General features: G+C 60.3%; 21 protein-coding genes and 1 pseudogene. 11 read left to right on the top strand and 11 right to left on the bottom strand.

Going from position 1 to position 25,146, the window contains the following annotated elements:
* Positions 1 to 32: 32 nt before the first annotated feature.
* The 7 genes from LIX91_RS06175 to LIX91_RS06145 all read left to right on the top strand — a co-directional run bounded on the left by LIX91_RS06175 (position 33) and on the right by LIX91_RS06145 (position 6,991).
* A complete protein-coding gene (locus LIX91_RS06175; protein ID WP_226488152.1) occupies positions 33 to 920 on the top strand; it encodes a 3-keto-5-aminohexanoate cleavage protein in 888 nt (295 codons plus the stop codon).
* Between the two features lie 57 nt (positions 921 to 977).
* Positions 978 to 1,943: an L-carnitine dehydrogenase gene (locus tag LIX91_RS06170; protein WP_226488151.1), complete on the top strand. Its 966-nt coding sequence runs from the start codon at positions 978 to 980 to the stop codon at positions 1,941 to 1,943.
* A gap of 107 nt (positions 1,944 to 2,050) precedes the next feature.
* A complete protein-coding gene (locus LIX91_RS06165; RefSeq protein WP_226488150.1) occupies positions 2,051 to 2,527 on the top strand; it encodes a thioesterase family protein in 477 nt (158 codons plus the stop codon).
* A gap of 188 nt (positions 2,528 to 2,715) precedes the next feature.
* On the top strand, positions 2,716 to 3,435 hold the full coding sequence (locus tag LIX91_RS06160; RefSeq protein ID WP_003364375.1) for a GntR family transcriptional regulator: 720 nt from the start codon (positions 2,716 to 2,718) through the stop codon (positions 3,433 to 3,435).
* On the top strand, positions 3,432 to 4,445 hold the full coding sequence (locus LIX91_RS06155) for an ADP-ribosylglycohydrolase family protein (protein ID WP_226488149.1): 1,014 nt from the start codon (positions 3,432 to 3,434) through the stop codon (positions 4,443 to 4,445). Before LIX91_RS06160 ends, LIX91_RS06155 begins: the two co-directional genes overlap by 4 nt.
* A 160-nt stretch (positions 4,446 to 4,605) precedes the next feature.
* Positions 4,606 to 6,075, top strand: a complete 1,470-nt coding sequence (locus LIX91_RS06150; RefSeq protein WP_226488148.1) for a purine-cytosine permease family protein — start codon at positions 4,606 to 4,608, stop codon at positions 6,073 to 6,075.
* Complete coding sequence (locus LIX91_RS06145; RefSeq protein WP_226488147.1) at positions 6,065 to 6,991, top strand: PfkB family carbohydrate kinase; 927 nt, start codon at positions 6,065 to 6,067, stop codon at positions 6,989 to 6,991. The genes LIX91_RS06150 and LIX91_RS06145 overlap by 11 nt, the downstream gene beginning before the upstream one ends.
* A 99-nt stretch (positions 6,992 to 7,090) precedes the next feature.
* On the opposite strand, the gene LIX91_RS06140 is transcribed toward LIX91_RS06145, so the two are convergent.
* From LIX91_RS06140 to LIX91_RS06130, 3 genes are all read right to left on the bottom strand, one after another.
* Positions 7,091 to 8,389 carry a type II toxin-antitoxin system HipA family toxin gene (locus tag LIX91_RS06140; RefSeq protein ID WP_226488146.1) on the bottom strand — a complete coding sequence of 433 codons (1,299 nt, stop codon included), beginning with the start codon at positions 8,387 to 8,389 and terminating at the stop codon, positions 7,091 to 7,093.
* Positions 8,382 to 8,699, bottom strand: a complete 318-nt coding sequence (locus LIX91_RS06135; protein WP_003347681.1) for a helix-turn-helix domain-containing protein — start codon at positions 8,697 to 8,699, stop codon at positions 8,382 to 8,384. Before LIX91_RS06135 ends, LIX91_RS06140 begins: the two co-directional genes overlap by 8 nt.
* Before the next feature lie 103 nt (positions 8,700 to 8,802).
* Positions 8,803 to 10,008: an MFS transporter gene (locus LIX91_RS06130; RefSeq protein WP_226488145.1), complete on the bottom strand. Its 1,206-nt coding sequence runs from the start codon at positions 10,006 to 10,008 to the stop codon at positions 8,803 to 8,805.
* Positions 10,009 to 10,118: 110 nt separating this feature from the next.
* On the opposite strand from LIX91_RS06130, the gene LIX91_RS06125 reads away from it, so the two are divergent.
* The 3 genes from LIX91_RS06125 to LIX91_RS06115 all read left to right on the top strand — a co-directional run bounded on the left by LIX91_RS06125 (position 10,119) and on the right by LIX91_RS06115 (position 13,609).
* Complete coding sequence (locus LIX91_RS06125; protein WP_226488144.1) at positions 10,119 to 10,745, top strand: TetR/AcrR family transcriptional regulator; 627 nt, start codon at positions 10,119 to 10,121, stop codon at positions 10,743 to 10,745.
* Positions 10,746 to 10,824: 79 nt separating this feature from the next.
* On the top strand, positions 10,825 to 12,678 hold the full coding sequence (locus tag LIX91_RS06120; RefSeq protein ID WP_226488143.1) for an ABC transporter ATP-binding protein: 1,854 nt from the start codon (positions 10,825 to 10,827) through the stop codon (positions 12,676 to 12,678).
* Between the two features lie 58 nt (positions 12,679 to 12,736).
* Positions 12,737 to 13,609, top strand: a complete 873-nt coding sequence (locus LIX91_RS06115) for a LysR family transcriptional regulator (RefSeq protein ID WP_103695656.1) — start codon at positions 12,737 to 12,739, stop codon at positions 13,607 to 13,609.
* A 54-nt stretch (positions 13,610 to 13,663) separates the two neighbouring features.
* Here LIX91_RS06115 and LIX91_RS06110 read toward each other — a convergent pair whose 3' ends face one another.
* The 4 genes from LIX91_RS06110 to LIX91_RS06095 all read right to left on the bottom strand — a co-directional run bounded on the left by LIX91_RS06110 (position 13,664) and on the right by LIX91_RS06095 (position 16,664).
* Positions 13,664 to 14,089: a VOC family protein gene (locus tag LIX91_RS06110; protein ID WP_003364399.1), complete on the bottom strand. Its 426-nt coding sequence runs from the start codon at positions 14,087 to 14,089 to the stop codon at positions 13,664 to 13,666.
* Positions 14,090 to 14,267: 178 nt separating this feature from the next.
* Positions 14,268 to 15,137 (bottom strand): nickel/cobalt efflux protein RcnA, encoded by an 870-nt coding sequence (locus LIX91_RS06105; protein WP_226488142.1) that lies wholly within the window; start codon positions 15,135 to 15,137, stop codon positions 14,268 to 14,270.
* Between the two features lie 7 nt (positions 15,138 to 15,144).
* Complete coding sequence (locus tag LIX91_RS06100; RefSeq protein ID WP_003318923.1) at positions 15,145 to 15,438, bottom strand: metal-sensing transcriptional repressor; 294 nt, start codon at positions 15,436 to 15,438, stop codon at positions 15,145 to 15,147.
* A gap of 113 nt (positions 15,439 to 15,551) precedes the next feature.
* Positions 15,552 to 16,664, bottom strand: coding sequence for an NADH:flavin oxidoreductase (locus LIX91_RS06095; RefSeq protein WP_226488141.1), 1,113 nt, complete (start codon positions 16,662 to 16,664; stop codon positions 15,552 to 15,554).
* A 139-nt stretch (positions 16,665 to 16,803) separates the two neighbouring features.
* On the opposite strand from LIX91_RS06095, the gene LIX91_RS06090 reads away from it, so the two are divergent.
* A complete protein-coding gene (locus tag LIX91_RS06090) occupies positions 16,804 to 17,688 on the top strand; it encodes a LysR family transcriptional regulator (protein ID WP_103695652.1) in 885 nt (294 codons plus the stop codon).
* Positions 17,689 to 17,697: 9 nt separating this feature from the next.
* On the opposite strand, the gene LIX91_RS06085 is transcribed toward LIX91_RS06090, so the two are convergent.
* From LIX91_RS06085 to LIX91_RS25700, 4 genes and pseudogenes are all read right to left on the bottom strand, one after another.
* A complete protein-coding gene (locus tag LIX91_RS06085; RefSeq protein WP_044309371.1) occupies positions 17,698 to 18,660 on the bottom strand; it encodes a diguanylate cyclase in 963 nt (320 codons plus the stop codon).
* 18 nt (positions 18,661 to 18,678) lie between these two features.
* Positions 18,679 to 22,740, bottom strand: a complete 4,062-nt coding sequence (locus LIX91_RS06080) for a CHASE domain-containing protein (RefSeq protein WP_226488140.1) — start codon at positions 22,738 to 22,740, stop codon at positions 18,679 to 18,681.
* 217 nt (positions 22,741 to 22,957) lie between these two features.
* Positions 22,958 to 23,662, bottom strand: a complete 705-nt coding sequence (locus LIX91_RS25705) for a methyl-accepting chemotaxis protein (protein WP_371676316.1) — start codon at positions 23,660 to 23,662, stop codon at positions 22,958 to 22,960.
* A gap of 201 nt (positions 23,663 to 23,863) precedes the next feature.
* Positions 23,864 to 24,886 (bottom strand): annotated as a pseudogene (locus LIX91_RS25700) (methyl-accepting chemotaxis protein); the annotation flags it as partial.
* Positions 24,887 to 25,146: the final 260 nt, after the last annotated feature.

The raw sequence follows: 25,146 nt of genomic DNA, 5'->3' as shown, positions 1-25,146 counted from the left end.
AACGGCGTCCTCACGCCTGTAAGGAGCCACCCATGAACCACGACGTCATCATCACCTGCGCACTCACCGGTGCTGGCGACACGACCGCCCGAAGCCCTCACGTACCGGTCACGCCCAAGCAAATCGCGGCCGCCGCGGTTGAGGCCGCCAAAGCCGGTGCCACCGTGGTGCACTGTCATGTGCGCGACCCGCACACCGGTAAGTTCAGCCGCGACGTGGCGCTGTACCGCGAAGTGATGGAGCGTATTCGGGAGGCCGACATTGACATCATCGTCAACCTCACCGCTGGCATGGGTGGCGATCTGGAGATTGGCGGCGGTGAACGCCCGATGGAGTTTGGTCCCAATACCGACATGGTCGGCCCGCTGGCACGTCTGGCCCATGTCGAGGATCTGCTGCCGGAAATCTGCACCCTCGACTGCGGCACCCTGAACTTTGGCGACGGCGACACTATTTATGTGTCCACCCCGTCGCAACTGCGTGCCGGCGCCAGACGTATCCATGCGCTGGGCGTAAAGGCCGAGCTGGAAATTTTCGACACCGGCCACCTGTGGTTCGCCAAACAGATGATCAAGGAAGGACTGCTCGATAACCCGCTGTTCCAGCTGTGCCTGGGTATTCCATGGGGCGCACCCGCCGACACCACCACCATGAAAGCCATGGTCGATAACCTGCCCGCCGACGCGGTTTGGGCGGGCTTTGGCATTGGCCGCATGCAGATGCCGATGGCTGCGCAAGCGGTGTTGCTGGGCGGCAACGTCCGTGTCGGTCTGGAGGACAACCTGTGGCTGGACAAGGGCGTGCTCGCCACCAACGGTCAATTGGTGGAACGCGCCAGTGAAATTCTCAGCCGCCTGGGCGCACGAGTCATGACCCCGGCAGAAGGCCGCATCAAGATGGGCCTTACCAAGCGTGCCTAAAGCCTCCGAGACATAAAACCCCGTGATTGAATCACCGCACTCTTCAGGAGCGTCGCCATGAGCTTTATCACCGAAATCAAAACCTTCGCCGCTCTCGGCAGCGGCGTCATCGGCAGTGGCTGGGTATCCCGCGCCCTCGCCCATGGACTGGATGTGGTCGCCTGGGACCCCGCGCCCGGCGCCGAAGCAGCGCTGCGTAACCGTGTTGCCAATTGCTGGGGTGCGCTGGAACGACAGGGTCTTGTACCCGGTGCATCCCAGAACCGCCTGCGCTTCGTGGCCACCATCGAGGAATGTGTCAGCGACGCCGACTTCATTCAGGAAAGCGCCCCGGAACGCCTGGAACTGAAACTGGATCTGCACAGCAGAATCAGCGCGGCGGCCAGGCCGAATGTGTTAATTGGTTCAAGTACGTCCGGCCTGTTGCCAAGTGACTTCTACGAAGGCTCCGCGCACCCGGAACGCTGCGTAGTCGGTCACCCGTTCAATCCGGTGTACCTGCTGCCGTTAGTGGAAGTGGTGGGCGGCAAAAATACCGCTCCGGCGGCCATACAAGCGGCAATCAAGGTCTATGAATCACTCGGTATGCGCCCGCTGCATGTGCGCAAGGAAGTCCCCGGCTTTATCGCTGACCGCTTGCTCGAAGCGCTATGGCGCGAGGCGCTGCACCTGGTCAATGACGGCGTGGCGACCACCGGTGAAATCGATGATGCGGTTCGCTTCGGCGCCGGACTGCGCTGGTCGTTCATGGGCACCTTTCTCACCTACACATTGGCGGGTGGCGATGCAGGCATGCGCCACTTCATGACTCAGTTCGGCCCGGCGTTGCAGTTGCCGTGGACCTACCTGCCGGCCCCGGAACTGACCGAAAAACTGATCGACGATGTGGTCGACGGCACCACTGACCAGTTGGGTAAACACAGTATTTCGGCATTGGAGCGCTACCGTGACGATTGCTTGCTCGCCGTGCTGGAGGCGGTAAAGACTACCAAGGCCAGGCATGGCATGAGCTTCGCGGAATGAACCTACGGTAGCTGGCTTGCCTCCGGTGGGTGGCTGTGAGTCTTCCATCACCCTGCAAAGCACGCCAGTTACCTCATTTGATCAGTACTGACCCGGAATCCCCCGACATGCCTGCACTGACCACCTACACCACCCGAGTCCAACCCGACTGGGTCGACTACAACGGCCACCTTCGTGACGCGTTCTACCTGCTGATCTTCAGCTACGCCACTGACGGGCTGATGGACGCCCTGGGACTGGATAGCGATAACCGCGAAGCCAGCGGCCACTCGCTGTTCACCCTGGAACTGCACCTCAACTACCTGCACGAAGTGAAACTCGGCGCCGAGGTCGAGGTGCATACCCAACTGATCGCCCACGACGCCAAGCGCGTGCATCTCTATCACAGCCTGCATTTGGCAGGTGATGACATGGATCTGGCTGGCAATGAGCAAATGCTGTTGCACGTCGACCTGAGCGGCCCGCATGCAACGATGTTTACCGAGGCAACGAAGGAAAGACTTGACGCTATAAGCGCCGGGCAGTCCGATCTGCCGAGGCCCAAACTCCTCGGCCGAGTGATCGGGTTGCACACAGGAAAATAATCGAAAAGCCCCCTACTGCCAAAGTTTTGGCCCGCATCGGACTGCCTTGAATGGCACTGGAGAGCGTGTGACCGCGAGGTGACTTGTCGAACTGCGAGCATCATTCGCGTAACCCGTTAAACATTGGTGCCTCGCATATCAATTCGCACAAAAACAGCTTGCATTCCGATCCAACATGCAACTATAAAATGTACATGACTAGACAGGTTCGATTCGACAAGAAAACCCAGGTGATCAATGAGCTGATCCGCCGTATCGAAAGCGGTCAGATGAGCTCCGGTGCCCTGCTTCCGGGGGAAAATCTCCTGGCCCAGGAATTCAACGTCAGCCGCGGCACGCTGCGCGAAGCGCTGTCCGAGCTCAAGCGGCGTAACTTCATTGCCACGCAGACCGGCGTGGGTTCGATCGTCACCTACGACGGTTTCAGTCTGGACCAGCGTGCCGGCTGGGCCCAGGCCCTGGCCGACACGGGTGCTGGCGTGCGCACCGAAATCCTGCGCCTGGTAGCGGTGCAACGCCCCGACATGGAGGTGCGTCTGGGCACTTCCAGCCTGGTGGCCCTGGACCGCCGACGTATCGCCGCCGATGGCAGTATCGTTTCTCTCGAGCGTGCACTGATCCCGGCGGTCGATGGCCTGGAAAACCTGCCGCAAAACGGTCTGCTGGAGCAGTCACTGACGGTGACCATGGCCGCCCACGGCTTCATTGGCGACAAGGGCGATCAGTGGATCGGCGCAGGGCCTTTGAACCGTGATGACGCCGTGCTGCTGGCACGCGAGCCCGGCACGGTGTTTCTCAAGGCCGTGCGCACGACCTTTGACCGCCGTGAACGTTTTATGGAGCACGTGGAGAGCCTGTTGGACCCCGTGCATTTTCGCCTTCATCTCGCCTTCGGATCGTCCACATGAGCGCAACATTCCTGCAAGACCGAGGCCTGGGCGCCTTTTATGGCCTGGCCCTGGGCGACGCCTTGGGCATGCCGACGCAGTCGCTGCCGCGCGCGTTGATCCTGCAACGCTATGGCCGTATCAGTACGCTGATTGGCGCCGATGCCGACCAGCCGATCGCACCGAACATGCCGGCCGGCGCTATCACCGATGACACCGAGCAGGCCATCCTGGTGGCACAGTTGCTGGTGGCCGGCGGCGGCAGCATCGACCCGACAGCCCTGGCCCACAGCCTGATCGAGTGGGAAGCCGCGATGAAAGCCAAGGGCTCGTACGACCTGCTGGGGCCATCGACCAAGCGCGCGATTGAAATGATCCTTGACGGCCACAGCCCTGAAGAGGCAGGCCGCTTCGGCACCACCAATGGCGCGGCAATGCGTATCACCCCGGTAGGCATCGCGGGCGACGTGAGCAACCGCGAGGCCTTCATGGCGCTGGTGGTGCAAGCCTGTCAGGTGACCCATAACACCACGCTGGGCATCTCCAGCGCGGCGGCGGTCGCGGCCGTGGTGTCCGCCGGGATCAATGGCGCGCCCTTGGCCGAAGCCCTGGAGATAGGTACTGAGGTGGCCCTGAGTGCCGAACGCCATGGCCATTGGGTTGCGGGTGGGCGTATCGCCGCGCGCATTCAATGGGCCAAGGCATTGTGCGCCGACTGCACAGACGAACAACTGGCCGACCGAGTGCACGATGTGATTGGCACCTCGGTCGCCTCACAGGAATCAGTGGTCGCTGCCTTCACCCTCGCCCACCGCGTGGCAAGCAGCCAGCTCAGTCCGTTCGATGCGGTGTGCATGGCAGCCAGCCTGGGCGGCGACACCGACACGATTGCCGCCATTCTCGGCGCCATGCTGGGTGCCTGTAACGGCATGCACGCCTGGCCGGCGGCGTTGATAGAGCAAATTGATGCGGTCAACGCGCTCCACCTCGCGCCTTTGGTCGAACAACTGCTGGCCCTGCGCACCGGTTGATGGACCGCACTGTGCTCGCCCACTGTGAACGAGATCACCCTCGCCCTCAGCCTTCCGAGCGGCGATCAGGCTGACCCGATTTCGGAAAAGCCAATTTGCACTGGATTGCACCTGCTGACGTACTGCCACAACCACAATAAAGGCAATAGGAGCAACGCAAATGACTACATCGTCCCCCTCTCAAGGTGCGGGTCAGCTGGAAACCCGCGGCATCGAGCCGGTTCCTGAAAACGAGTGCAACGGCCACCCGCTGCAACTGTTCTGGGTCTGGTTCGCCGCCAATATCAGCATCCTGGGCTTGCCGCTCGGTGCCACTTTGGTAGCGTTCCAGGGGCTGGCCATCTGGCAGGCAATTATCGTCGCCATCCTCGGTGCCGCCGGCTCGTTCGCCGTGGTGGGCGTGATCTCCATTGCCGGGCGCCGCGGGCGGGCCCCGAGCCTGACGCTGTCCCGGGCCATCTTCGGGGTACGAGGCAATATCGGGCCCACGCTGGTTTCGCTGATGTCGCGGCTGGGCTGGGAAACGGTCAACACCACCACTGCCGCGTTTGTCCTGCTGTCACTGTTCGCGATCCTTTTCGGCACCCCCGTGGAGGCGAAAAACTCGCCTGGCCTGACCCTGGTGTTCATCGCCTTGTTCGTGCTGCTGACTTTGACCGTCTCGGGCCTGGGCCATGCCACCTTGCTGGTCATCCAGAAATGGGCGACTTACCTGTTTGGCGCTCTGAACCTGGTGGTCGGTGGCTTTCTGCTCACCCACATCGACTGGAGCCTGGTCTTCGACGCGCCAGCAGCGCCGCTGAGTGCGATGATAATCGGTGTCGGCACCATGGCCGCAGGCACTGGTATCGGTTGGGCCAACGCGGGCGCCGACATGTCGCGCTATCAGCACGCCAGCGTCAAGGCCACTCGACTGGTGGCCTCGGCAGCGTTTGGCGCGGGGATCCCCCTGGTCCTGCTGATCACTCTTGGCGGCCTGTTGTCGGTGGGCAACGATCATCTGGCGTCAGCCACCGACCCGATCATTGCCATTCGCGAAATGTTGCCCACCTGGATGGCCGTGCCCTATCTGATCACTGCGTTCGGCGGCCTGCTGCTGTCCAACAACCTGTCGGTCTACTCGGCCGGCCTGACCACCTTGACCCTCGGCCTGAAGGTCAAGCGAGTGCACGCGGTCATCGTCGATATCATCGCGATCTTTGCCGGTTCGATCTATTTCATGCTGATCGCCGACAGCTTCTACGGCCCCTTCATTACGTTCATCTCGATGTTGGCGGTGCCCATTACCGCGTGGGTCGGCATCTTTGTCGTCGACCTGCTGCACCGCCACATCTACTCCCCAAAAGACCTGCTGGACCAGACCCCACGCAGCGCTTACTGGTATCGCGGCGGCGTCGAATGGCGCGCGCTGGGCTCGTGGGCATTGGCTATCGTGCTTGGCTTCAGCTTCACCACCGTGGCCACCACCCCGGAGCATGTGCTGTTCAAAGGCTTTCTCGCAGATTCCTGGCTGGGTCATAACGGCCTGGGCTGGATCGTGACCTTCATTGTCGCCGGCGGCCTGTATGCGCTGCTCGGCGGGGCGCGTGATCGCCGTGTCGTTACCAAAGAGGCTGCCCATGCCCGCTAAATTGCTCTACACCGGCCAGGTCGTGATTGACCTGGTCATGGCCATCGACCGCCTGCCGCCGTCGGGCGGAGACGTGTTGGCTACCAGCGCTACGTTCGAGGCCGGAGGCGGCTTCAATGTCATGGCCGCTGCCTGCCGCAATGGCTTGCGCACCGTTTACCTGGGTCGCCATGGCCAGGGCCGCTTCGGCGATATTGCTCGTCAGGCCATGCGCGACGAAGGTGTGGAGATTGCTACGATGCCTGTTCCCGGTGAGGACACCGGCCTGGCTGTTGCCCTGGTGGAAGCCTCGGCCGAGCGCTCGTTCATCTCCTATGTGGGCGCTGAAGGTGGTTTGTCTGCCGATGACCTGCATGGCGTGCAGGTCAGCGCCGAAGATTACGTATTTGTCAGCGGCTACAGCCTGGCCCACAAAAACAAGGTGACAGCCCTGCTCGCCTGGCTGGACGGATTGCCTGGCGGCACTGCCGTGGTATTCGACCCGGGCCCATTGGTGGATGCGCTTCATGGCGTCGAGATGCGCGCCGTACTTCCGCTGATCAGCGTATGGTCCAGCAACTGCGAAGAAGCCCTGCGCTTCACGCAAACCCGAACGCCAACCGACGCGCTCCACCGCCTGGCGTCCATTCTGCGCGAAGATGCGCTCATAGTGATTCGTGACGGCCCTGCAGGTTGCTGGATACACCATGCTGGACAGACGCGGCTCATACCCGGCTTTGCCGTCACGGCAATCGACACCAATGGAGCCGGCGACGCCCACGCCGGTGTGCTGCTGGCCGAGTTGGCCAGGGGCAGCAATGTCGACCGCGCAGCGCTGCGCGCCAATGCGGCAGCAGCGATTGCGGTCACCCGCCGGGGGCCGGCGACGGCGCCTGCCCGTGAGGAGGTAGATGCGCTGGTGGGGGCCGATTTTTAGGCTGGCTTGAGCCGCGCTGCACCGTGATGAAGGTAATGACAGGGCAACTTTGCGGATGCACAAAGTCTTGCACATGGCCCTGAGCACTGGCAGCGTCGTTTATGAGAATCGCCCGTGCCGACCGCCGTCGGCCTGACTGTGGTGTAACCGGGCTACGTTCTGATCAATGCGGCTTTGGATCATGCGCAGGGTGTCTCGAGTAATAACCTGCGGGCACAGGTTCTCGGCGATGGCTGTAAACCGGCTCGCGACGTCACACATGCCGTCAATCACTCCAGTTGCAGCGTCCGGGGACATCTCGGCTTCCTCGGCAAGCCGAAGCATTTGCGCACGGGAAATCTCCAGCGCCTCTCCCATCACGTCCATCTGATGGTATCCGCTTGGCCCCTCGCAGAAGGTTACGTCGTAAGCCGGCGACAGTTTCCACTGACCGTCCTGCGCCATGATGTAGGCGAAGTTCTTGGGATGATCGTCTCGGTTGTTGAACGCAACGTTAAAAACGGCACGTTCGAACGCGCGTGCCATCTCTCGCACATCGTTGGTACACATTTGTGTTGCCCGCAAAAAGTTGACGTAGTCCAACACACCCGGAGACTGGTAATTTGCCCCCGTAAAGGCGGCCAGGCTTTGCATGGGTATCCGTAGACCATCGCGACGGTCAAATCGCTTACTGGCAAACGCTGCCAGGCCATCAGGCAGATTGAAGTGCTGGGTGTCAGGGGTCTCGATACCGCATATGCGCAGGCACTCGGCGTAGACCATTTCGATGGCGCACACTTCTGCGTGTTCTTCTTTGGCCGGAAACTTGATCAACCATGCTTCAAAGCCCGGCGTAGCAGCAGTGGTAAACCTGCCAGTTTCAGGATCGCGATAGACGAGAGCCTTGGGCCTTGCACCTTGAGGCGAGCCCCCCACCAGCAGCAATGCCTGCAGGAACTCGCCACCGTTTCCACGCAGTACTTGCTTCACATAGGCGGCGAGCTGTTCCAGCGGGATGTGGACGTCAGATTCCTGCCCTTCGGGGGCCAAGGGCTCAAACGTCATGGCGCCCATTGCGCTGCTACCGATGTAGGCCAGCCGTTCCAGAGGGCCGATGCGCGCGGTGGTGAGCCCGCGGCGCCTGAAAAGACGGTCCATCAACAACATGCCCCATCCATCCGGCAACGAGTCGTAAACAGGCCCTGGCAAGTGCAGCTGATGGTCCGGGAAGTCTCGGCGCAACCTGCCCCCCTCCAGGGGCAGCGTATAGGAGGACAGTTCCAGGCCTCTTTGCCTGGCTTCATTGCTGTATTCGAACACGATCAGCGGGCGACCGGTCAAAGCGGTCGTCGAGACCAGCGTGCCCCACTGCCATCGCTCACCCCAGCCCTCGTAGAAGACGTTAACCTGCTCAAGCATCGCCGGACTTCCTCTTTGTACGGAGACGATTGGCGCTGTTTTCGTAGCGTCGAATGTCTTCGATGCTGTCCAGCTTTGGCAGAAACAGGCCTTCGAGTTCCTTGGTTCGGCCAAGAGCCATAGCCACCCGCACGACGTTCTCGAATCCGACATTGCGTCCGGCTTCGAGGTTGGAGACCGTATTTGTGCCGATGCCGGCACGCCCGGCGAGGTCGGCTTGTGTCATATTCAGCGCCAGACGCTCTGTGCGCAGGCGGTCACAAAGGCGCTTGACGATCTCACCGGGCTTGCTGAAGCTTAAATCCAACATAATGTGTATAAAGCCCGATTCAGCCATTTAATTCACAAAATTATAGAATTAACCCCCTACATCAGCAAGCAGCTTGACGTCCATATTACGGGTCTTGATCAGATCACCCTGCCAGACCACATTCCCGGTCCAGCCGGCTGCCCCGTGTAAAACCATGAGCACCTGCGCGCAGTGCGATCAACAGGCTCAGCAGCAAAAGCATCAACAAGACCCAGGGAAAGGAACCTGCTCCCCAGTGGCCAAGCAACACGCCCCCCAATAACCCTCCGCCTGCGATGGCGCTGTTCCAGACCACGACGTTCATCGAAAGCGCCACATCTGCGCCCGCGCCTGCCGAATCGGCGAGCGCGGTTTGCAGCAGCGTGGCGGCACCGCCGAAGGTCAGCCCCCAGATGAAGGCGCCGATGTAAATGGCCGTTGCAGAGCCGGAAAACACGCCGAAGAACACTGACACCGCTGCGAAGGTTGCGAGGCTGGCAATCACTGTCTTGCGCAGATGGCGATCAACCAACCGTCCCGTAACCCAGATGCCAGCCAGTGCGGCGACCCCGAATGCCAGCAATACCAGGTCCACATCATTCGCCAGCCCCGCCGCGGAAACGAAGGGAGCGACGTAGGTGTAAAGCAGGTTATGAGCCAGCATCCAGGTGAACACCACGCCCAGCACCGAGCGTACGCCGGGCGTGAAAAAGACCTGACGCAATGCCATGCGCTGTGAGGAGGACTTGCCCGGATAGTCCGGCACTTTGACCAGCACCCAGATGATCAACAGCACGGTCATCCCGGACATCAGGCCAAACGCCATGCGCCAGCCCATGAACCCGCCAAGCCAGGTGCCCAGAGGTACGCCCAGCGACAAGGCAACGGGCGTACCGACCATCGCCACTGCCAATGCGCGGCCTTGCAGTTGCGGGACCACCATGCGCCGTGCGTAACCGGCGATGAGGCTCCACGCCAAGCCCGCCGAGACGCCTGCGAAAAACCTTGCGATCAGGGTCAGTCCGTAACTGGAAGACAGCGCAGTGACGCTGTTGAAAACCAGAAAGCCGATAATCGTCACCAGCAATACTGTTCTGCGCCGCCAGCTTTGCGTGGCGATCGTCAGTGGAATGGCGGCCAGCAATGAACCCAACGCATAAACAGTCACCATCTGCCCGGCAAACGATGCGGACACTTCCAGCCCGTCGGCGATCTGCGGCAACAAACCCGCCGGCAAGGTCTCGGTGACAATGCAGATGAAACCCGTCATTGCCAGCGCCAGCAACGCCCCCAGCGGGAGTGTTTCGCCCTGCTTTTCATCTGTAGTCATTTAAAAACCCTCACTAATATACTGATCGGTACAAATATAGGCGGATGAAGTGAGGTGGTCAACGACTTATGTATCGATTAGTATTTAATTAATTCCGAAGGAGACTCGATATGGCACAGCTGGGGCGTCCGCGTACATTTGACCGTGATGTAGCGATCACTCAGGCGCTGCATCTGTTTTGGGAGCACGGCTACGACGCAACCTCCCTCAGCCAGCTCAAGGCAACCATCGGTGGCGGCATCACGGCACCGAGCTTCTACGCAGCGTTTGGCTCTAAACAGGCCCTGTTCAATGAAGTGATGGAGCGTTACCTCGACACCTACGGCCGGGTCACCGACAGCCTGTTCGATACGAACCTGCCGCCCAAAGACGCAATTGAACTCACCCTTCGCCGCTCTGCGAAAATGCAGTGCGAGCCAGGGCATCCCACGGGGTGCCTGGTGGCTTTAGGGCTGATGAGCGCCTGCTCGGACGAGAGCAAGGCCATTTCCGAACCTCTTGCGCGGGCCAGGGATCTGAACCGTACAGGTATCGTTGCCTGCATCCAGCGCGCCATTGCAGCAGGCGAGTTACCTGCAACGGTAATACCGGAAACGCTCGCGGCCGTGTTTGACAGTTTTCTTCTGGGCTTATCTACACTGGCGCGCGACGGTGTCCCACATGCCACACTGGACGCTGCAGTGACCCAGGTGATGAGGCTGTGGGACAGCCTGGGCAGTGTTGCCGACAATCATTGACCCTGAAGCTCAATCTGGAAGAGGTTCGGGAGGCGTCGAGGACGCCAGACTCTTTGCACTGATTTTTTTGGAGAACACCATGCTTCGCGCGTTTGAAAAATGGCTCGACCCCTTCCCGCCTGACGAAGTGCCGCCGCCGCCTGACGGCCTGGCAAGGTTTCTATGGGCCTGCACGCGAGGGGCACGCGGTTACATCCTGGCGTTTGCGCTGCTGTGTGCCGGTGTGTCGATTTACGAAGCCTGGTTGTTTTCCTTCCTCGGGCAGGTCGTGGACCTGCTGTCCACCTGGAAGGCTGGCGGCGACACGGCCGCGCAGGAAAGTAGCGTGCTGTGGGGCATCGGCCTGGTATTGCTGAGCAGCATCGTGCTGGTGGCATTGCGCACGATGGTGCAGCACCAGGTATTGGCGATCAACCTGCCCCTGCGGCTGCGTTGGGACTTCCATCGATTAATGTTGCGGCAAAGCCTGTCTTTCTTCTCCGATGAGTTCTCCGGCCGCGTCACCACCAAGGTGATGCAGACAGCGCTGTCAGTGCGCGAGGTGCTGTTCACCATCGTCGAAATCGTCCTCGGTATCGGCGTCTACTTCATCGCGATCATCGCCCTGGCCGGCGGCTTCGACCTGAAACTGATGCTGCCTTTCCTTGGCTGGCTGATGCTGTTCGGCCTGGCCATGCTGTACTTCGTGCCGCGCCTGGGCAAGGTCGGCCAGGAGCAGGCCAACGCGCGCTCATCGATGACCGGACGGGTCTCGGACGCGTACACCAACATCACCACGGTAAAGCTGTTCTCGCACTCCAAGCGTGAAGCGCATTTCGCGCGCGCAGCGATGGAGGACTTCAAGCTCACGGGCCTGGCCCAGATGCGTCTGGTCAGTCAGTTCGAGATCGTCAATCAGGCCCTGGTGGTCGCGCTGATCATGGGTGCTGGCGGTTACGCCCTGTGGCTGTGGCACCAGGGCCAGGTCGGCACCGGTGCGGTCGCGGCGATCACCGCCATGGCGTTGCGTATCAACGGCATGTCGCACTGGATCATGTGGCAGATGACCTCGTTATTCGAGAACATCGGCACCGTTCAGGACGGCATGGAAACCTTGACCCGCGGTCCCAAGGTCGAGGATGCACCAGACGCGAAGGCTCTGGTCACCCGCGGCGGCGCGGTCACCTTCGATAACGTTAGCTTCAATTACAACGGCGAACGTCAGGTGCTCGATGCCCTGAGCCTGAGCATTCGTCCAGGTGAAAAAATCGGCCTGGTGGGTCGCTCCGGCGCCGGCAAATCCACGCTCATCAACCTGCTGCTGCGCTTCTATGACGTGGACAAGGGGTCGATCAGCATTGATGGGCAAGACATTGCGCACGTCACTCAGGACAGCTTGCGCAGTGCCATCGGCATGGTCACGCAGGACACCTCGCTGCTGCACCGCTCCATTCGCGACAACATCGCCTACGGACGCCCCGACGCGACTGATGAGCAAATCCGCAGCGCTGCGGCGAGTGCGCAAGCCGACGGGTTCATCAGCCAACTGAGCGACAAACAAGGCCACAGTGGCTACGACACGCTGGTGGGTGAGCGCGGTATCAAGCTGTCGGGCGGCCAGCGTCAACGCGTCGCCATCGCCCGGGTGATGCTCAAGAACGCGCCGATCCTGCTGCTCGACGAAGCCACCAGTGCGCTGGACTCGGAAGTCGAAGTGGCGATCCAGGAAAGCCTCGATGAAATGATGCAGGGCAAGACGGTGATCGCCATCGCACACCGTCTGTCCACGATTGCCGCCATGGACCGGCTGATTGTCATGGACGACGGCCGCATCATCGAACAAGGTACCCACGCCGAACTGCTGGGCAAAAACGGCACCTATGCGCGGCTGTGGCAGCACCAGAGCGGCGGGTTTCTCGGGGAGGATCAGGGTGTGGCCGAGGACATTGGATAGGCAGCAACAATAAAATAAACAAATGTGCTTTCAGTAAAAATACAATTATTCTTTGCCCATGATCAAAGAACTGAAAACGTTTATTGCCGTGGCGAGAGAAGGCACGTTCGCTGCGGCGGGCAGCAAGATCGGGCTCACCCAGGCCGCTGTCAGTGCGCAGATGCAACGCCTTGAAGCTGAGTTGGGCATCGAGCTGTTCGACCGAAAAGGACGTTCAGCCCAGCTTAACCGCATGGGGCAGCAAGTGTTGCTACAAGGTCAGGATCTGGTGCGCCAGTTCAGCAGCCTGGGCACTACTACGGTCGGGTTGCCCGCCAGCGTGCTGGTGACCATCGGCGCAATTGCCTCTGTGCAACGCTCCTTTCTGCCGGAAGCGCTCGCTCGGTTTCATCAGCAATTCCCCGCGTGCAGGACGCGCGTCATACCCGGCCTGTCCATGGACCTGGTCAATCAGGTGGACGCAGGCGAAATTGACATGGCAGCGATCATCCGCCCACCCTTCTCACTGCAAAGCGACCTGCGCTGGACGACACTGGTCCGTGAGCCCTATCGCCTTATCGTGCCTGCCGACATGCCGGGGGATGACTGGGCCGAGCTGGTTTCGGCTCATCCATTCATTCGTTACGATCGATCGTCGTTTGGTGGCCGTCAGGTCGACCGGTTCCTGCGTCAGACCCATGTCTCGCTGCGCGAAGTCTGCGAGCTCGATGAACTGGATGCGATCATCAAACTGGTCGCCAATGGCGTCGGCGTCGCATTGGTTCCGGAAACGGCAACCCTGCAGACATGGCACGCTGGTGTGCGCTCTATCGACTTGAAAGCGCATACGTTCCATCGCGATATCGGGCTGGTACACCGCGCTCGCCGCAGCCTGACCGAACCGGTGAGCGCGCTGGTGCGACTGATTAACGACCACGCTCTGACTGGTTAGCGCTGCGCCCGCTCAAGCAGGCCTGGCGCAACATGATGTGCGCCAGGCTTTTTACTATTTTGCGAACAGCTGACTCATGTCCTTGAACGCCTTGAACTCAAGCGCATTACCGCAGGGATCGAAAAGAAACATGGTGGCCTGTTCACCCACCTGCCCCTTGAAGCGAATGTAGGGTTCGATGACGAACTCGGTGCCGAAGGATTTCAAGCGTTCGGCCAAGGCCTCCCACTGGGCCCATTCCAGAATGATGCCGAAGTGCGGAACCGGCACGTCGTGACCGTCTACCGGGTTGCTGTGCACGCTCTCTTGAGAGGCGGTTTTAGGGTGTTCATGAATCACCAACTGGTGCCCGTAGAAATCGAAGTCGACCCACTGATCGCTGGAGCGCCCTTCGGAAAGACCGAACACTTCACCGTAGAAGGCACGTGTCGCGGCCAGGTCATAAACCGGGATTGCAAGGTGGAAAGGAGAAAGACTCATCAGGACTCCGACTGCAGCTCTTGGTGGCGGGTGAATCCGGACGGCGCGCTCGCTGTCCGGCGACTTCTTCGAGTTCCACTCATGCTAAGGCCGGACGACACCAATAAAAATCAATATATATTTTAAAGATGCACAAATTATTTTTGTGATAGCTGCTTCGCTCAAGCACCAGCCCAGCTCACGAATGCAGGCTGATCCAGCCGTTGATCCCTACATACATCCCGACACAGATAATCAGGGCGCTGGACAGGTAAGGTGCGCGTCGAGCGGCTGCACTGAGCCAGGGGAAACGATTCGAGGCTTTTCGCGCACCGATGGCGGCGGCAGCGCCAACAGTGACCAGCGTAATGGCGAGCCCCACGCTGAAACAGATCACCATCATCGCGCCCAGGGTGACCTGCTGCACCTGCAGACACAGCAGCAGCACGGTGATGGCCGCCGGGCAAGGGATAAGGCCCCCGGTCAATCCGAACATCAGGATCTGGCCATTGCTGACCTCGCGATGGGTGAAGCGCTTGCGGATGTCCTCGGCATGGGCCTTTTCATGGGCGTCCTGATAGCCTTCGGCGCTCAGGTTCAAGCCTTCCAGATCACTGTGGTCATGGCTGTGACCGTGCTCATGCTCATGGGAGTCCACGTCGTGCTCATGGCCATGGCCTGTATTTCCGTGACTCAGCCGGGCACTTTCGAACTGATACAGCTGCTCGCCACGCCAGGTGCGCCATAGCATCCACAATGCAATGGCGATGATCACGGCAGATGACCCGAGCTGAAAGTAAGGCTCCGTGGTTTCAGCATCCAGCCCCTGCCCCAGATACATGCCGCCGATGGCCACCAGCCAGACAACAGCGGTGTGCGAAACGGTGGCGGCGACACCGAGCATCACGGCCTGTTTAACAGAGCCACGAATGGCCACAATGAACGCCGCCATCATGGTTTTCGAATGCCCGGGCTCCAGCCCGTGCAACGCGCCCAGCAAAATGGCACTGGGGAAATACAGCCAGGCATGCGAACCACCTTGCTGCAACAGCTCGACGAAATTCGGCATGCGAGACCTAAAGGTATTTGGTGATTTGCTTGAAGGCTTCCAGCGGTGCCCGCTCGCCCCTGGCGAGTGAACCGAGCGTGTCTTCGAGGCAGTGATCGATATGATCCTGAATCAACGTGCGCTTGGCCTGGCACACCGCTTTCTCGACCGCGTGCAGTTGCTGGGCGATGTCCACGCACTCGCGCCCTTCTTCGATCATGGTGATGATGCCGCGCAAATGACCGTCAGCCCGTTTCAGGCGCTTGATGACAGCTTCGTGGGACTGGTGCGTATGGCCGTGGGGATGGTCGTGTTCACTCATGGATCGAGCTCCAGTCTGGGTGATTCAGACCGGCACTCTATCCCCCCAGGGGGGATAGAGTCAAAGGTAATGCAGGATTGGAACCGGAAGCGAGCCCACCGGTGAAAACCTGTTCAACTCATCCCGTTGACTGCCAGCTCGCTGTCCTTGATGTTGGCAATCGGCCCGAGAATGGCTGGATCGAAGTCGCGGAGTGGCGCGCCCTGACGCAACAACTCTGGCAGGTCCGGATTGGCCAGCGCGCCCTTGCCCACCGCGATGATGTCGGCACCGTCGCGAAGCACCTGTTCGGCTTTTTGTGGATCATGCAGGCCGCCATTGGCGATCAGCGCAACATCCGGCGCGTAACGACGGGCCAGTTCGACCAGGCTGGCTTCACCCTGGGCAAACGCCGGCTGCCATGCTTCGTGTTCGGTCACATGGATGTAATCGACGCCAGCATCGGCCAGCGCAGCGAAAATGACTTCGGCATCGCGTTCGCCCCCTGCCCATTTGTGCTGAAAGTCGTTGACCTTGCCTTGTGAGAGACGCACGCCCACCGGTGCCTGCCCGACGACTTTTTTCACTGCGGCGATGACCTCGAGCGTCAGTCGCAGACGCTGTCCGACCTCACCGCCCCATTGATCGGTGCGTTGATTGCTGTAATCGGTCAAAAACTGATCCAGCAGGTAGCCATTCGCACCATGTATCTCGACACCGTCAAAGCCTGCAGTGCCGATAGCCAGTTGCGCAGCGCGAGCGAACCCGTCAATGGCCTCGGCAATATCCTTGTCACTCATCGCCCGCGGAATCCGGTAGCTGCCCGCGCCGTAATAGAACGCCATCTGTTCGCCCTTGGGACGAATGGCCGAAGGACCCGCCGACTCGCTGACGAAGCGATTGGCCTGACTGAGCGCACCGGCGTGCATGAGCTGCGCAATCATGACACTGCCATGCCGGTGCACAGCATCGGTCGTGGCACGCCAGGCCTGAGCTTGCTCGTCATCAGTGAGCCCGGGCTGGAAGCGGTAGCCTTGGGAAGAACTGCGATCGGTGTAGTTGCCCTCGGTGATGATCAGGCCAAAACCGCCCTTGGCGAACCGCTCGTAGTAGCGCGCCATGGTCTGCGTTGCACTGCCCTGCTCGTCCGCGCTCACGCGTGTCATGGGCGCTACCGCAAACCTGTTCTTCAGTTTCAGATGACCTCTATCGAACGGCGCTGTAACGTGTTTGTTTGTCTCGCTCATACTTCAAATCCTCACTGTGCAGACCGGCTGCGAATTGCCCGCAGTCATTGACAGAACCTGCAGCAACGTTAAGGGCTGGCGCAGCCCATTGGAACCCGGCCGTGCAGATAAGGCGCTTTAACGAAAATGGATAGAATCCGTGCAAATATCTGATATAGAGGTGTTCGCCGCCATTGCCTCCAGCAGGAGCCTGTCGGAAGCGGCGCGTCGACTCGGGTTGTCGCCGATGGCAATCTCCAGACGTCTGGCTGCGCTGGAAAACGACCTGGGCGTCAGGCTGGTTCACCGCACCACCCGCTCGGTATCACTGACGCCGGAAGGCGAAGTGTTTCTGCCGCACGCCAAAACCATGCTCCACGCCAGCGAAACCGCCCGTGCAACGCTGAAAGCCGATGCCGGCACGGCCAGTGGCGTATTGCGGGTCACAGCCCCCAGCGTGTTTGGCCAGACCGTCATCATGCCGCTGCTGCCTGCGTTGATGCAGGAGAATCCGGCACTGAGTATCGACCTGACGCTGTCGGACAGCATCGTGGACATCGCCGGGCTGGGCATCGATGTCGCCATTCGGATCGCCACGATACGTGACTCCGCCCTGGTGGCCAGATCGCTGGCACCCAACCCCCGGGTCGTGTGCGCAAGCCCCGACTACCTGGCGCGGCGCGGCCAGCCATCGGTGCTGGACGAACTACGTCAACACCCGTGCATCACCTTGCATGCGATGCCTTACTGGCCGTTCATCAGAGACGGCGAGCCGGTGGCCATTCGCGCGCAGGGAGCGTTCTCGGCCAACAGCGTCGAAGCGGTGCGCACGGCGTGCAAACAGGGCCTGGGGCTGGCCATGCTGACCTATTGGGACGTTCAGCAGGAAATCCGTGCAGGCAGCCTTCTGCAGATACACTTCGAAGACGTCATCCCCGAGCAACTGTCGGTGACGGCCGTATTGCCGACCCGCCAGCGCGTACCTCACCGGGTACGCCTGTTCGTCGACCGCCTTGAAGCAGAGCTCAAGAAAAATACGGTTTGAAGCAAGGTGTCAGTGCCATGGTGCAACCTGTATCGGCTCAAACCGGCTGCAGTTTCGTCCTTCATGCTTGGCCCGGTACAAGGCCCGGTCGGCTTCCGCCAGCAATGCTGCTGCAATCGAGTCAGGCGCAGTACCGGCCGCCACGCCCGGGCGCGGGATGGGCAGCGCGCCAGCCTCCAGACTTGCCACCCCCACCGACACTGTCACCCGGCCCAAGTCGCTGGTTTCATGGGGCCTGGCAAGGCCATGAATGTGCTCCACGATTTCCTCCGCCAGCCGGCAGGCACCCTCTGCGCCGGTATCCGGCAATAGCACGGCGAACTCCTCGCCCCCATAACGGGCCACCAGATCGGTAGACCTGTGCACGCAATGTTTCACGGCATGGGCAATGGCAATCAGGCACTCATCGCCTTGCAAATGGCCATAGTGATCGTTGTAGCGCTTGAAGAAATCGATATCGAGCAACAGCAGCGAAAATGCCCCCTGATTGCGCCGCACGCGCAGCCATTCACGCTCGATGCTCTCGTCGAGAAAACGCCGGTTGGCCAGCCCCGTCAGCCCATCGGTCTGGGCCAGCAGGTTGAGTTGGTCCATCGCCATTTTCAGGCGCAGGTGGGTCTTTACGCGCGCCGTGACGATCAACGGCTGAATGGGTTTGCCGATGAAATCCACCGCACCCAGCGCCAGTCCGGCTTCCTCGATGCGGGTTTCGGTGTGGCTGGTGATGAAGATGACCGGGACGTCTTCCAGCAGTTGATCGGCCTTTAGCGTCTCGCAGACCTCAAACCCGCTCATTCCAGGCATCTCGGCGTCGAGAAGGATAAGGTCCGGACGCATGTCCCGGACCATCTTCAGGGCCTGGGCGCCACCCGTGGCAAAACGAATCTGTCCCAGGCCATTGAGAACTTTGCTCAGCACACGAATGGCGGAAATATCATCATCGACAATCAGCAGGCTAGGTACAGGTTGCATGATGGATGAAGCTCCTTTTTATAAGTCGGCACGTTCGAGCAGGTGCAGTGCCTGTTCGAACTCGAGTCCTTCAATGGTTTGCCAGAGCTGTTCGACCAGTGCCTGCCCGGCCAGCTCCTGAAGCGCGGCAGCAGCCAGCGGAAACTGGTCCAGCGCGGCGATATCACGGTTTTCAAGCAATTCACGCAAGGTCGATAACGCCTGTCGGGAGGCATCGGGATCCGCATCGATACGCGGGGCCGGTGTCCTTTCCTCAAGTACCGGCGTGCGGTCTTGCAAAGCACGGAAAGCGGCGCTCACACCCCGCAGAGCCGGCTCAGGGTCCGTACCGTGGCGCAGCAGGGCTTCCGCCTGCCCGGCATGCAGCCCTACTTGCCTAGCGCCGAGCAGCAGCGCAGCACCGCGCAGCTTGTGCAGGTCAGCCATCGTTTGATCGGGGCTCTGTCGCGCCCGTGCCAGAAGGCTCTCGCTCTCGCCGAACGCGACAAATTCATTGAAAAAGCGCCGCAGGGACGAGAGAAACAAGGGCACATCATTGCCTAGCCGAGCGGCGACCTCCTGGGTGTCGATACCTTCGATCACCGGCCATGCAGAGCCTGTCGGGGCTTCCTGCAGCAAGGTGCCGACCGCCAGCGGAGCGCCTCGAACACGCTCGACGGCACGACGTACCGCCCGGATCAGGGCGGCGGGGTCCAGAGGCTTGGTGAGGAAATCATCCATACCCGCGAGTTCGGCCTGCCGCCGCTCTTCTGCCAGAGCGCCTGCGGTCAGCGCCAGTACGGGTAGGCGTGTCAGGCCCAGTTCGTTGCGCAAGCGCCGCGTGGCCTCATAGCCATCCATTTCCGGCATCTGCACATCCATCAGCACCGCGTCGAAGAAATCCGGCGTCTGACGCAGTCGTTCAAGGGCCAGCAGACCATTGCTGCAGGTCTGGACCACTGCGCCCTGTTGCTGCAACAACAGGCTGGCGACCTCAAGGTTGATCTCGCTGTCGTCCACCAGCAGCAGGTGCAATCCATTCAGCCAGAGCGTCATGGAGGTATCCATCCGCGTGGCCTGGATGACCCTTTCGGTACTGCCCTGATACCTTGCGATGCAAGCGTTGACCGCGTTGAACAAGGCCGAGCTGTCCAGCGGCTTGAGCAATACCTTGTCGACCAGAGGGTACAGTTCTGCCTGGACCTCGGTCGGTGTCACCAGAATGATCGGCAGCGGCGTCGCCTCGATCAGTTGCTGTAGCTCATCAACCTGCGGCTGCTGCCAGTCCACCAACAGTACGTCCGGCAATGCCGCGTTGACATGATTGCGCTCGCGCAAAGCTGCGTGCAGGGTATGTTCGCCGATCAGACTTGCCACTCGCCATCCCAGGCCGCGACACAGCCGCTGCAGGGCCATGGACGATTGTGCGTCGTCGCTGAGCAGCATGACCTCCAGACTGCTTCCAGGGCCGGACGGCTCAAGGTCGCTATGGCTGATCTGAAACGGCAACTCCACCCAGAACTCGCTGCCTGTGCCGAGTTCGCTCTCCACCCCTATCCGGCCGCCCATCTGCTCGGCCAGCCCGCGCACGACCGACAACCCCAGTCCGGTGCCGCCAAACCGCCGCGTGGTAGAGGCATCCGCCTGCGTGAACGGCGAAAACAACTGGCCGAGCACATCGCCCGGTATGCCGCAGCCAGTGTCCTGCACAGCGAAGCGCAACCAGCAGGTATCGGCGTGATCGTCTTTACGACTCACCGTCACATCGACACCACCCACGGTGGTGAACTTGAGCGCATTGCCGACCAGATTCATGAGGATCTGGTTGACCCGCAAAGCGTCACCTATCAACTGGCCAGACAGCGGCGTTACAACGTTGATAGAAAAGCGCAGGCCTTTTTCCTGAGCCTGGGGCGTGAACAACTCGCCCAGTTCGTCGAGCAGTTGCCGCGGGCTGAAGGGGTTATGTTCCAGGCGCATCTCTCCCGCTTCGATCTTGGCGATGTCGAGGATATCGTTGATGATCCCCAACAGTGTCCGGCCGGCGATCTGCAATTTGGTCAGCAACTGACGCTGCTGGTCGTTCAAGGCGGTGTTGTGCAGCAGATGGGAGATGCCGATCACGGCATTCATGGGCGTGCGGATCTCATGGCTCATGTTGGCCAGAAACAGACTCTTGGCCGCATTGGCCGCCTCGGCGCTGGACTTGGCCGCGTGCAACTCGGCGCTGTGGTGCAGCCGTTCGGTGATGTCCTGAGCAATACCCAGATGACCGATGAGTTCTCCGTCGGCGGTACGGATCGGGGTGATGATCATCAGCACAGGCACCGTCGTGCCATCCTTGCGCACGTAGGTCCATTGCCGGGTTTCCGAACCTTCGCGGGACGCCTTGTAGCAAAAGACGTCAATGCCTTCGATCAGGGTGCCGTATTCACGACTCAGCTCAGCGGAGCGTGCGGCCACTTCTTCAGGAAGATGAAACACGCCTGGACCGTTGCCACTGAGCATTTCCGCATTGCTGTAGCCCAGCAGCAATTCGGCGCCCCGATTGAACACAAAGATCTGCCCCTGTGTATCGGTAGCGATGATCGAAACTTCCGAAGAGGCGTCCAGCACCCCCTGCAGCAAACCCGCCACTCTGGACAGCTCTGCAGTGCGCTCGCTGACCTGCTGTTCAAGCTGTGCGTTGAACTCCATGAGGTAGCGTTCGACGCGTTTGCGATCGGTGATGTCGTGCATCATTTTCGCCGCGCCGAGTATCGTGCCGTCAGTCTCGCGGATGAAACTGCAGGTAATGGTCACATCGATCAACTGGCCGTTCTTGTGCAGCCGCCGGGTTTCCAGTGTCGGCCCGCGCTCACCGCGGGCCACCCTTTCCAACAGCTGTTGGTCTTCATGAACCAGCTCTTGCGGAACCAGCAGTGGCGCCAACGGGCAGCCCAGTACTTCGTGCTCGTCATAGCCGAACATCTGCCCGGCAGCCCGGTTCCAGGTGATGATTCGACCGTCCAGGGCTTCACCGATGATCGCGTCGCTGGAGTTTTCGACGATGGTTGCCAGCCTGGCCTGACCGGCAACCACCTGCTGTTTGCGCTGACGGGACAGTAGCAGCGTGCCGACCAGCACCGTCAACATCAGGCTGACCAGCGTGCCGATGATGAACACCCTGCCCGCCGGAACCGGATCGAGAGCCGCGATAAATGCCGGGTGAGCACCTACCTCCATGCGCCATACACGCCCGTAGATTTCTCGCTCGAAGGCGTAAGTCTGCAAGACCTCCTGCTCATGATCGTTTTCCGGAGTCTGGTAGATCAGTTGCCTGCCTTCACTGACGTCATAAAGCTTCAAGTGTAGCCTGTGGTTCAGAGGGTCCAGATTGCTCATCACCTCACGCATGGCCAACGGCGCATAGGTCCAGCCGATCAGGGATGTTTCGCGCTGGGCGATATCGGTCGGGGTTTCAGGGGTGCTGTAAACCGGTAACAGGAATAGGAAAGCACGCAAGTGGTCATCATTGTCCTGCAGCAGGGTAATGGGCGCCGACAGGGTGGCAGCGCCACTGCGCATGGCCTGAAGGGCTGCATCGCGACGATGCTCCTCGGAGGCGATGTCCAGCCCCAGTGCCTGGACATTGCGGTCCAGCGGGTCGATGAATTGAATGATGAAACGGTCTCCCTGCCGGGTGCCCGGCCCACTCAATCGACTGAGACTGAAGTCCGGCCTGCCATCCGCCCTGACACGCCTTACGAACTCGGCCTCATCGCTGGCCGCAACGCGGCGGATAAAACCGAATCCGCGCGCGCCCGGGTACTCCTTCTCGATATCGCGCCCTTTGCTGTAACGACTCATCTGGCTGCTATTGACATGCTCGAGGTCCAGCATGTGAACCGCACCGCGCAGACCTCGAAGGCGGTACTCATAGACCCTGAGCCGTGCCTGCAAGTTATCGCCGATCCCCTCACCGGCCTCTTTGAGAGCCTGGCCTATGCGTGCATCAATCGACCTGCGCTGTTCATGGCTGGCGATAAAGCTGACGCTAAGCCCGGCCAACAGAACCACAGCCATCCAGCCAACGAGCCACGTGAGAGAGCTTTTCTTCATCGATCAGACACTCGTTTTCAATCCTGAATACTGGGAGGTGACCAGAGGACACCATCCGCCTGCCTTGGCGTGTCTCTGCGAACTGAAGCGTAGATTGTCTTCGTACAAGCGCCAGTGGCCTGGTCTCTGCAGAGGGTGGAGCAGCGCTGATTGCCAGCGCCGCTCTTTTTACAGGATGAGACTTTTGGGCCTCGCGACTTTTTGAAAGTGGCGACAATCAGATCCGGAAACGCGCAACCATGTCCTGCAGGTTGCTGCCCAGGCGCGCCAGCTCCACGGTAGACGCTGCGCTTTGTTCGGTGGCCGTAGCCGACTGGTCGGCGATGTCCCGTACGCTGATGACACTGCGATTGATTTCGTCGGTGACGGCGCTCTGCTCTTCAGCGGCAGCAGAAATCTGTTGGCTCATCTGTTCGATGGTCACAATCGAATGAGTGATTTCAAGCAGCGATTCTTCGGCCTGGCGCGCCAGCGCCACGGTGCCTTCAGTACGTTGACGGCTGGCATTCATCAGCTCCGATGCCGCGCCAGTGCCATCCTGCAAGGACTTTATCAGCGCCTCGATTTCAGTCGTGGATGACTGTGTACGCTGCGCCAGCGAGCGCACCTCATCGGCCACCACGGCAAAGCCACGGCCCTGCTCACCGGCACGTGCAGCTTCGATCGCGGCATTGAGGGCCAGCAGGTTGGTTTGTTCTGCCACCGCCTTGATCACATCGATGACGCCGCCAATCTTGTCACTGTCCTGAATCAGGCGCTGCATGGCCTCGCCCAGTTGCCCCACTTCACCGGCAAGCTGGCTGATTTCACGCGTGGCGTGTTGCACCACGCTGCTGCCATGGGCTGCACGATCACTGGCCTGTCTGGCGGCCTGCGATGCATCTTCAGTGTTCTGCGCTACTTCCTGGACGGTGGACGCCATCTGGTTCATGGCGGTCGCCACCTGATCGACTTCCAGTTTCTGCTGAGTGACACCCGCGCTGGTCTGCTCGCTGACCGCTGAAAGCTCCTCGGCCGCCGTGGCAATTTGTGTCACGCCATTGCTGATACCGCCAATCAGGGTCCGCAGCGATACCGTCATGTGTTGCATGGTGTTTTGCAGCAGGCCCAGTTCATCCTGGCGAGTGGTGCTGAGGTCGTTGGTCAGATCGCCGTCGGCAATCCGACGCGCCGCGATCACCGTGGAATCGAGCGGACGGGTAATCTGACGGGTAATCAGAATCGCCGCGAAGATGCCCAGCAGCAATACGATCACCGCCACCGTGAGCAACTGGGTTACGGCGCTGTCTTTTTCTTTATTGGCACTGACTACCTGGCCCGCCATCAGCTTTTCGGTACTGGTGACGATGTCCATTGACTGCTGGCGAAGGCTGTCGCGAATCTGATCGTTCTGTTGCATCAGTTGCGAGATGGAGACCATCAACGACTTGTACTGTTGCAGCGCCGCGAGCGCCTCATCCACCGCCGGGCCGGCCTTGTTCGGGAATTGGTTGCGCGCACTGCTCACCTGAGCGATCAGTGAGTCGGCAGCATCGAAGGTGATCTGCCTGTTTTCAGAGGTCGGGATACTGATATAACGGCGAAACACCAAGCGAAAATTGGTCATGCCATTGCGCAGGTCGCCGGCAATCTTTACCTGGTCGATACCGCTCTGATCCAGCGAGCGGGAAACGTCGTCCAAGGTCTTTTGCAGGAGTGTCTCAAAGCTTCCGCTCACTTGTTCGGAAATGGTGATCAGCGGCTGCATGGCCTGATCAATTTGCCGATTGTTATCGACCAATTGACTGAACGTTTGCCTCAAGCCACCCGCCTGATCGCGAATCCCTCTGAGGATATCGGCGTTGGCCGGAACGGTCAGAATCTTCAGGCCTTCCTCGATGGTCTTGCCCAGATTGTCCAGGGCGGCCGTGTAGCCCTGCGAATTACTCGCGTCAGGCTTGGCGGTATAGGCCTGCGCAGCGATCCTGAGGCTCAGCGCATCGGCTTTTACCTCAGAAACCCTGGCTGCCTTGCCCAGCCGCTCGATCAGCAGGTTGGTGCTGAGGTAACCGATCGCGGTGACCGTCAGCACACCCAGCAGTATCAGACCGAAGCCTACACTCAGCTTTTTGCTGACCTTCAAATTGTCCAGCCATGTCGACTTCATCAAACTTTTCCTCGGGATTTATCGCAATAACCAAGGATCGACTGTCCGCTGGCGAACTTGATAGCCGCGGCGATTGCAAAGATTGATCGAAGAGATAGCAATATGACATGAGCTTTTTTGGCTCACCATAAGGGGAGCATTCTCAGCCCCTAATGCCTGGCCGCCATCCACCCTGCGGGTCACCCGGCTGCAGGTTTTCGAAGACCTATGGGTACTCATCATTGCCAGTGATAGTAACCTTCGGTTTATTCGATTCGTTA

Source organism: Pseudomonas sp. B20 (assembly GCF_020515755.1).
GTDB classification, from domain to species: Bacteria; Pseudomonadota; Gammaproteobacteria; order Pseudomonadales; family Pseudomonadaceae; genus Aquipseudomonas; species Aquipseudomonas syringae.
This window is presented reverse-complemented; position numbering and strand designations above follow the sequence as displayed.

Bases quoted from the DNA above. Each gene is read 5' to 3' on its own strand.
- LIX91_RS06170 (WP_226488151.1), top strand. From the start codon at position 978: ATGAGCTTTATCACCGAAATCAAAACCTTCGCCGCTCTCGGCAGCGGC.
- LIX91_RS06100 (WP_003318923.1), bottom strand. From the start codon at position 15,438: ATGAGTGAACACGACCATCCCCACGGCCATACGCACCAGTCCCACGAA.
- LIX91_RS06160 (WP_003364375.1), top strand. From the start codon at position 2,716: ATGTACATGACTAGACAGGTTCGATTCGACAAGAAAACCCAGGTGATC.
- LIX91_RS25705 (WP_371676316.1), bottom strand. From the start codon at position 23,662: ATGGCGTCCACCGTCCAGGAAGTAGCGCAGAACACTGAAGATGCATCG.
- LIX91_RS06165 (WP_226488150.1), top strand. From the start codon at position 2,051: ATGCCTGCACTGACCACCTACACCACCCGAGTCCAACCCGACTGGGTC.
- LIX91_RS06115 (WP_103695656.1), top strand. From the start codon at position 12,737: ATGATCAAAGAACTGAAAACGTTTATTGCCGTGGCGAGAGAAGGCACG.
- LIX91_RS06085 (WP_044309371.1), bottom strand. From the start codon at position 18,660: ATGCAACCTGTACCTAGCCTGCTGATTGTCGATGATGATATTTCCGCC.
- LIX91_RS06110 (WP_003364399.1), bottom strand. From the start codon at position 14,089: ATGAGTCTTTCTCCTTTCCACCTTGCAATCCCGGTTTATGACCTGGCC.
- LIX91_RS06105 (WP_226488142.1), bottom strand. From the start codon at position 15,137: ATGCCGAATTTCGTCGAGCTGTTGCAGCAAGGTGGTTCGCATGCCTGG.
- LIX91_RS06145 (WP_226488147.1), top strand. From the start codon at position 6,065: ATGCCCGCTAAATTGCTCTACACCGGCCAGGTCGTGATTGACCTGGTC.
- LIX91_RS06155 (WP_226488149.1), top strand. From the start codon at position 3,432: ATGAGCGCAACATTCCTGCAAGACCGAGGCCTGGGCGCCTTTTATGGC.
- LIX91_RS06080 (WP_226488140.1), bottom strand. From the start codon at position 22,740: ATGAAGAAAAGCTCTCTCACGTGGCTCGTTGGCTGGATGGCTGTGGTT.
- LIX91_RS06135 (WP_003347681.1), bottom strand. From the start codon at position 8,699: ATGTTGGATTTAAGCTTCAGCAAGCCCGGTGAGATCGTCAAGCGCCTT.
- LIX91_RS06140 (WP_226488146.1), bottom strand. From the start codon at position 8,389: ATGCTTGAGCAGGTTAACGTCTTCTACGAGGGCTGGGGTGAGCGATGG.
- LIX91_RS06095 (WP_226488141.1), bottom strand. From the start codon at position 16,664: ATGAGCGAGACAAACAAACACGTTACAGCGCCGTTCGATAGAGGTCAT.
- LIX91_RS06175 (WP_226488152.1), top strand. From the start codon at position 33: ATGAACCACGACGTCATCATCACCTGCGCACTCACCGGTGCTGGCGAC.
- LIX91_RS06150 (WP_226488148.1), top strand. From the start codon at position 4,606: ATGACTACATCGTCCCCCTCTCAAGGTGCGGGTCAGCTGGAAACCCGC.
- LIX91_RS06125 (WP_226488144.1), top strand. From the start codon at position 10,119: ATGGCACAGCTGGGGCGTCCGCGTACATTTGACCGTGATGTAGCGATC.
- LIX91_RS06120 (WP_226488143.1), top strand. From the start codon at position 10,825: ATGCTTCGCGCGTTTGAAAAATGGCTCGACCCCTTCCCGCCTGACGAA.
- LIX91_RS06130 (WP_226488145.1), bottom strand. From the start codon at position 10,008: ATGACTACAGATGAAAAGCAGGGCGAAACACTCCCGCTGGGGGCGTTG.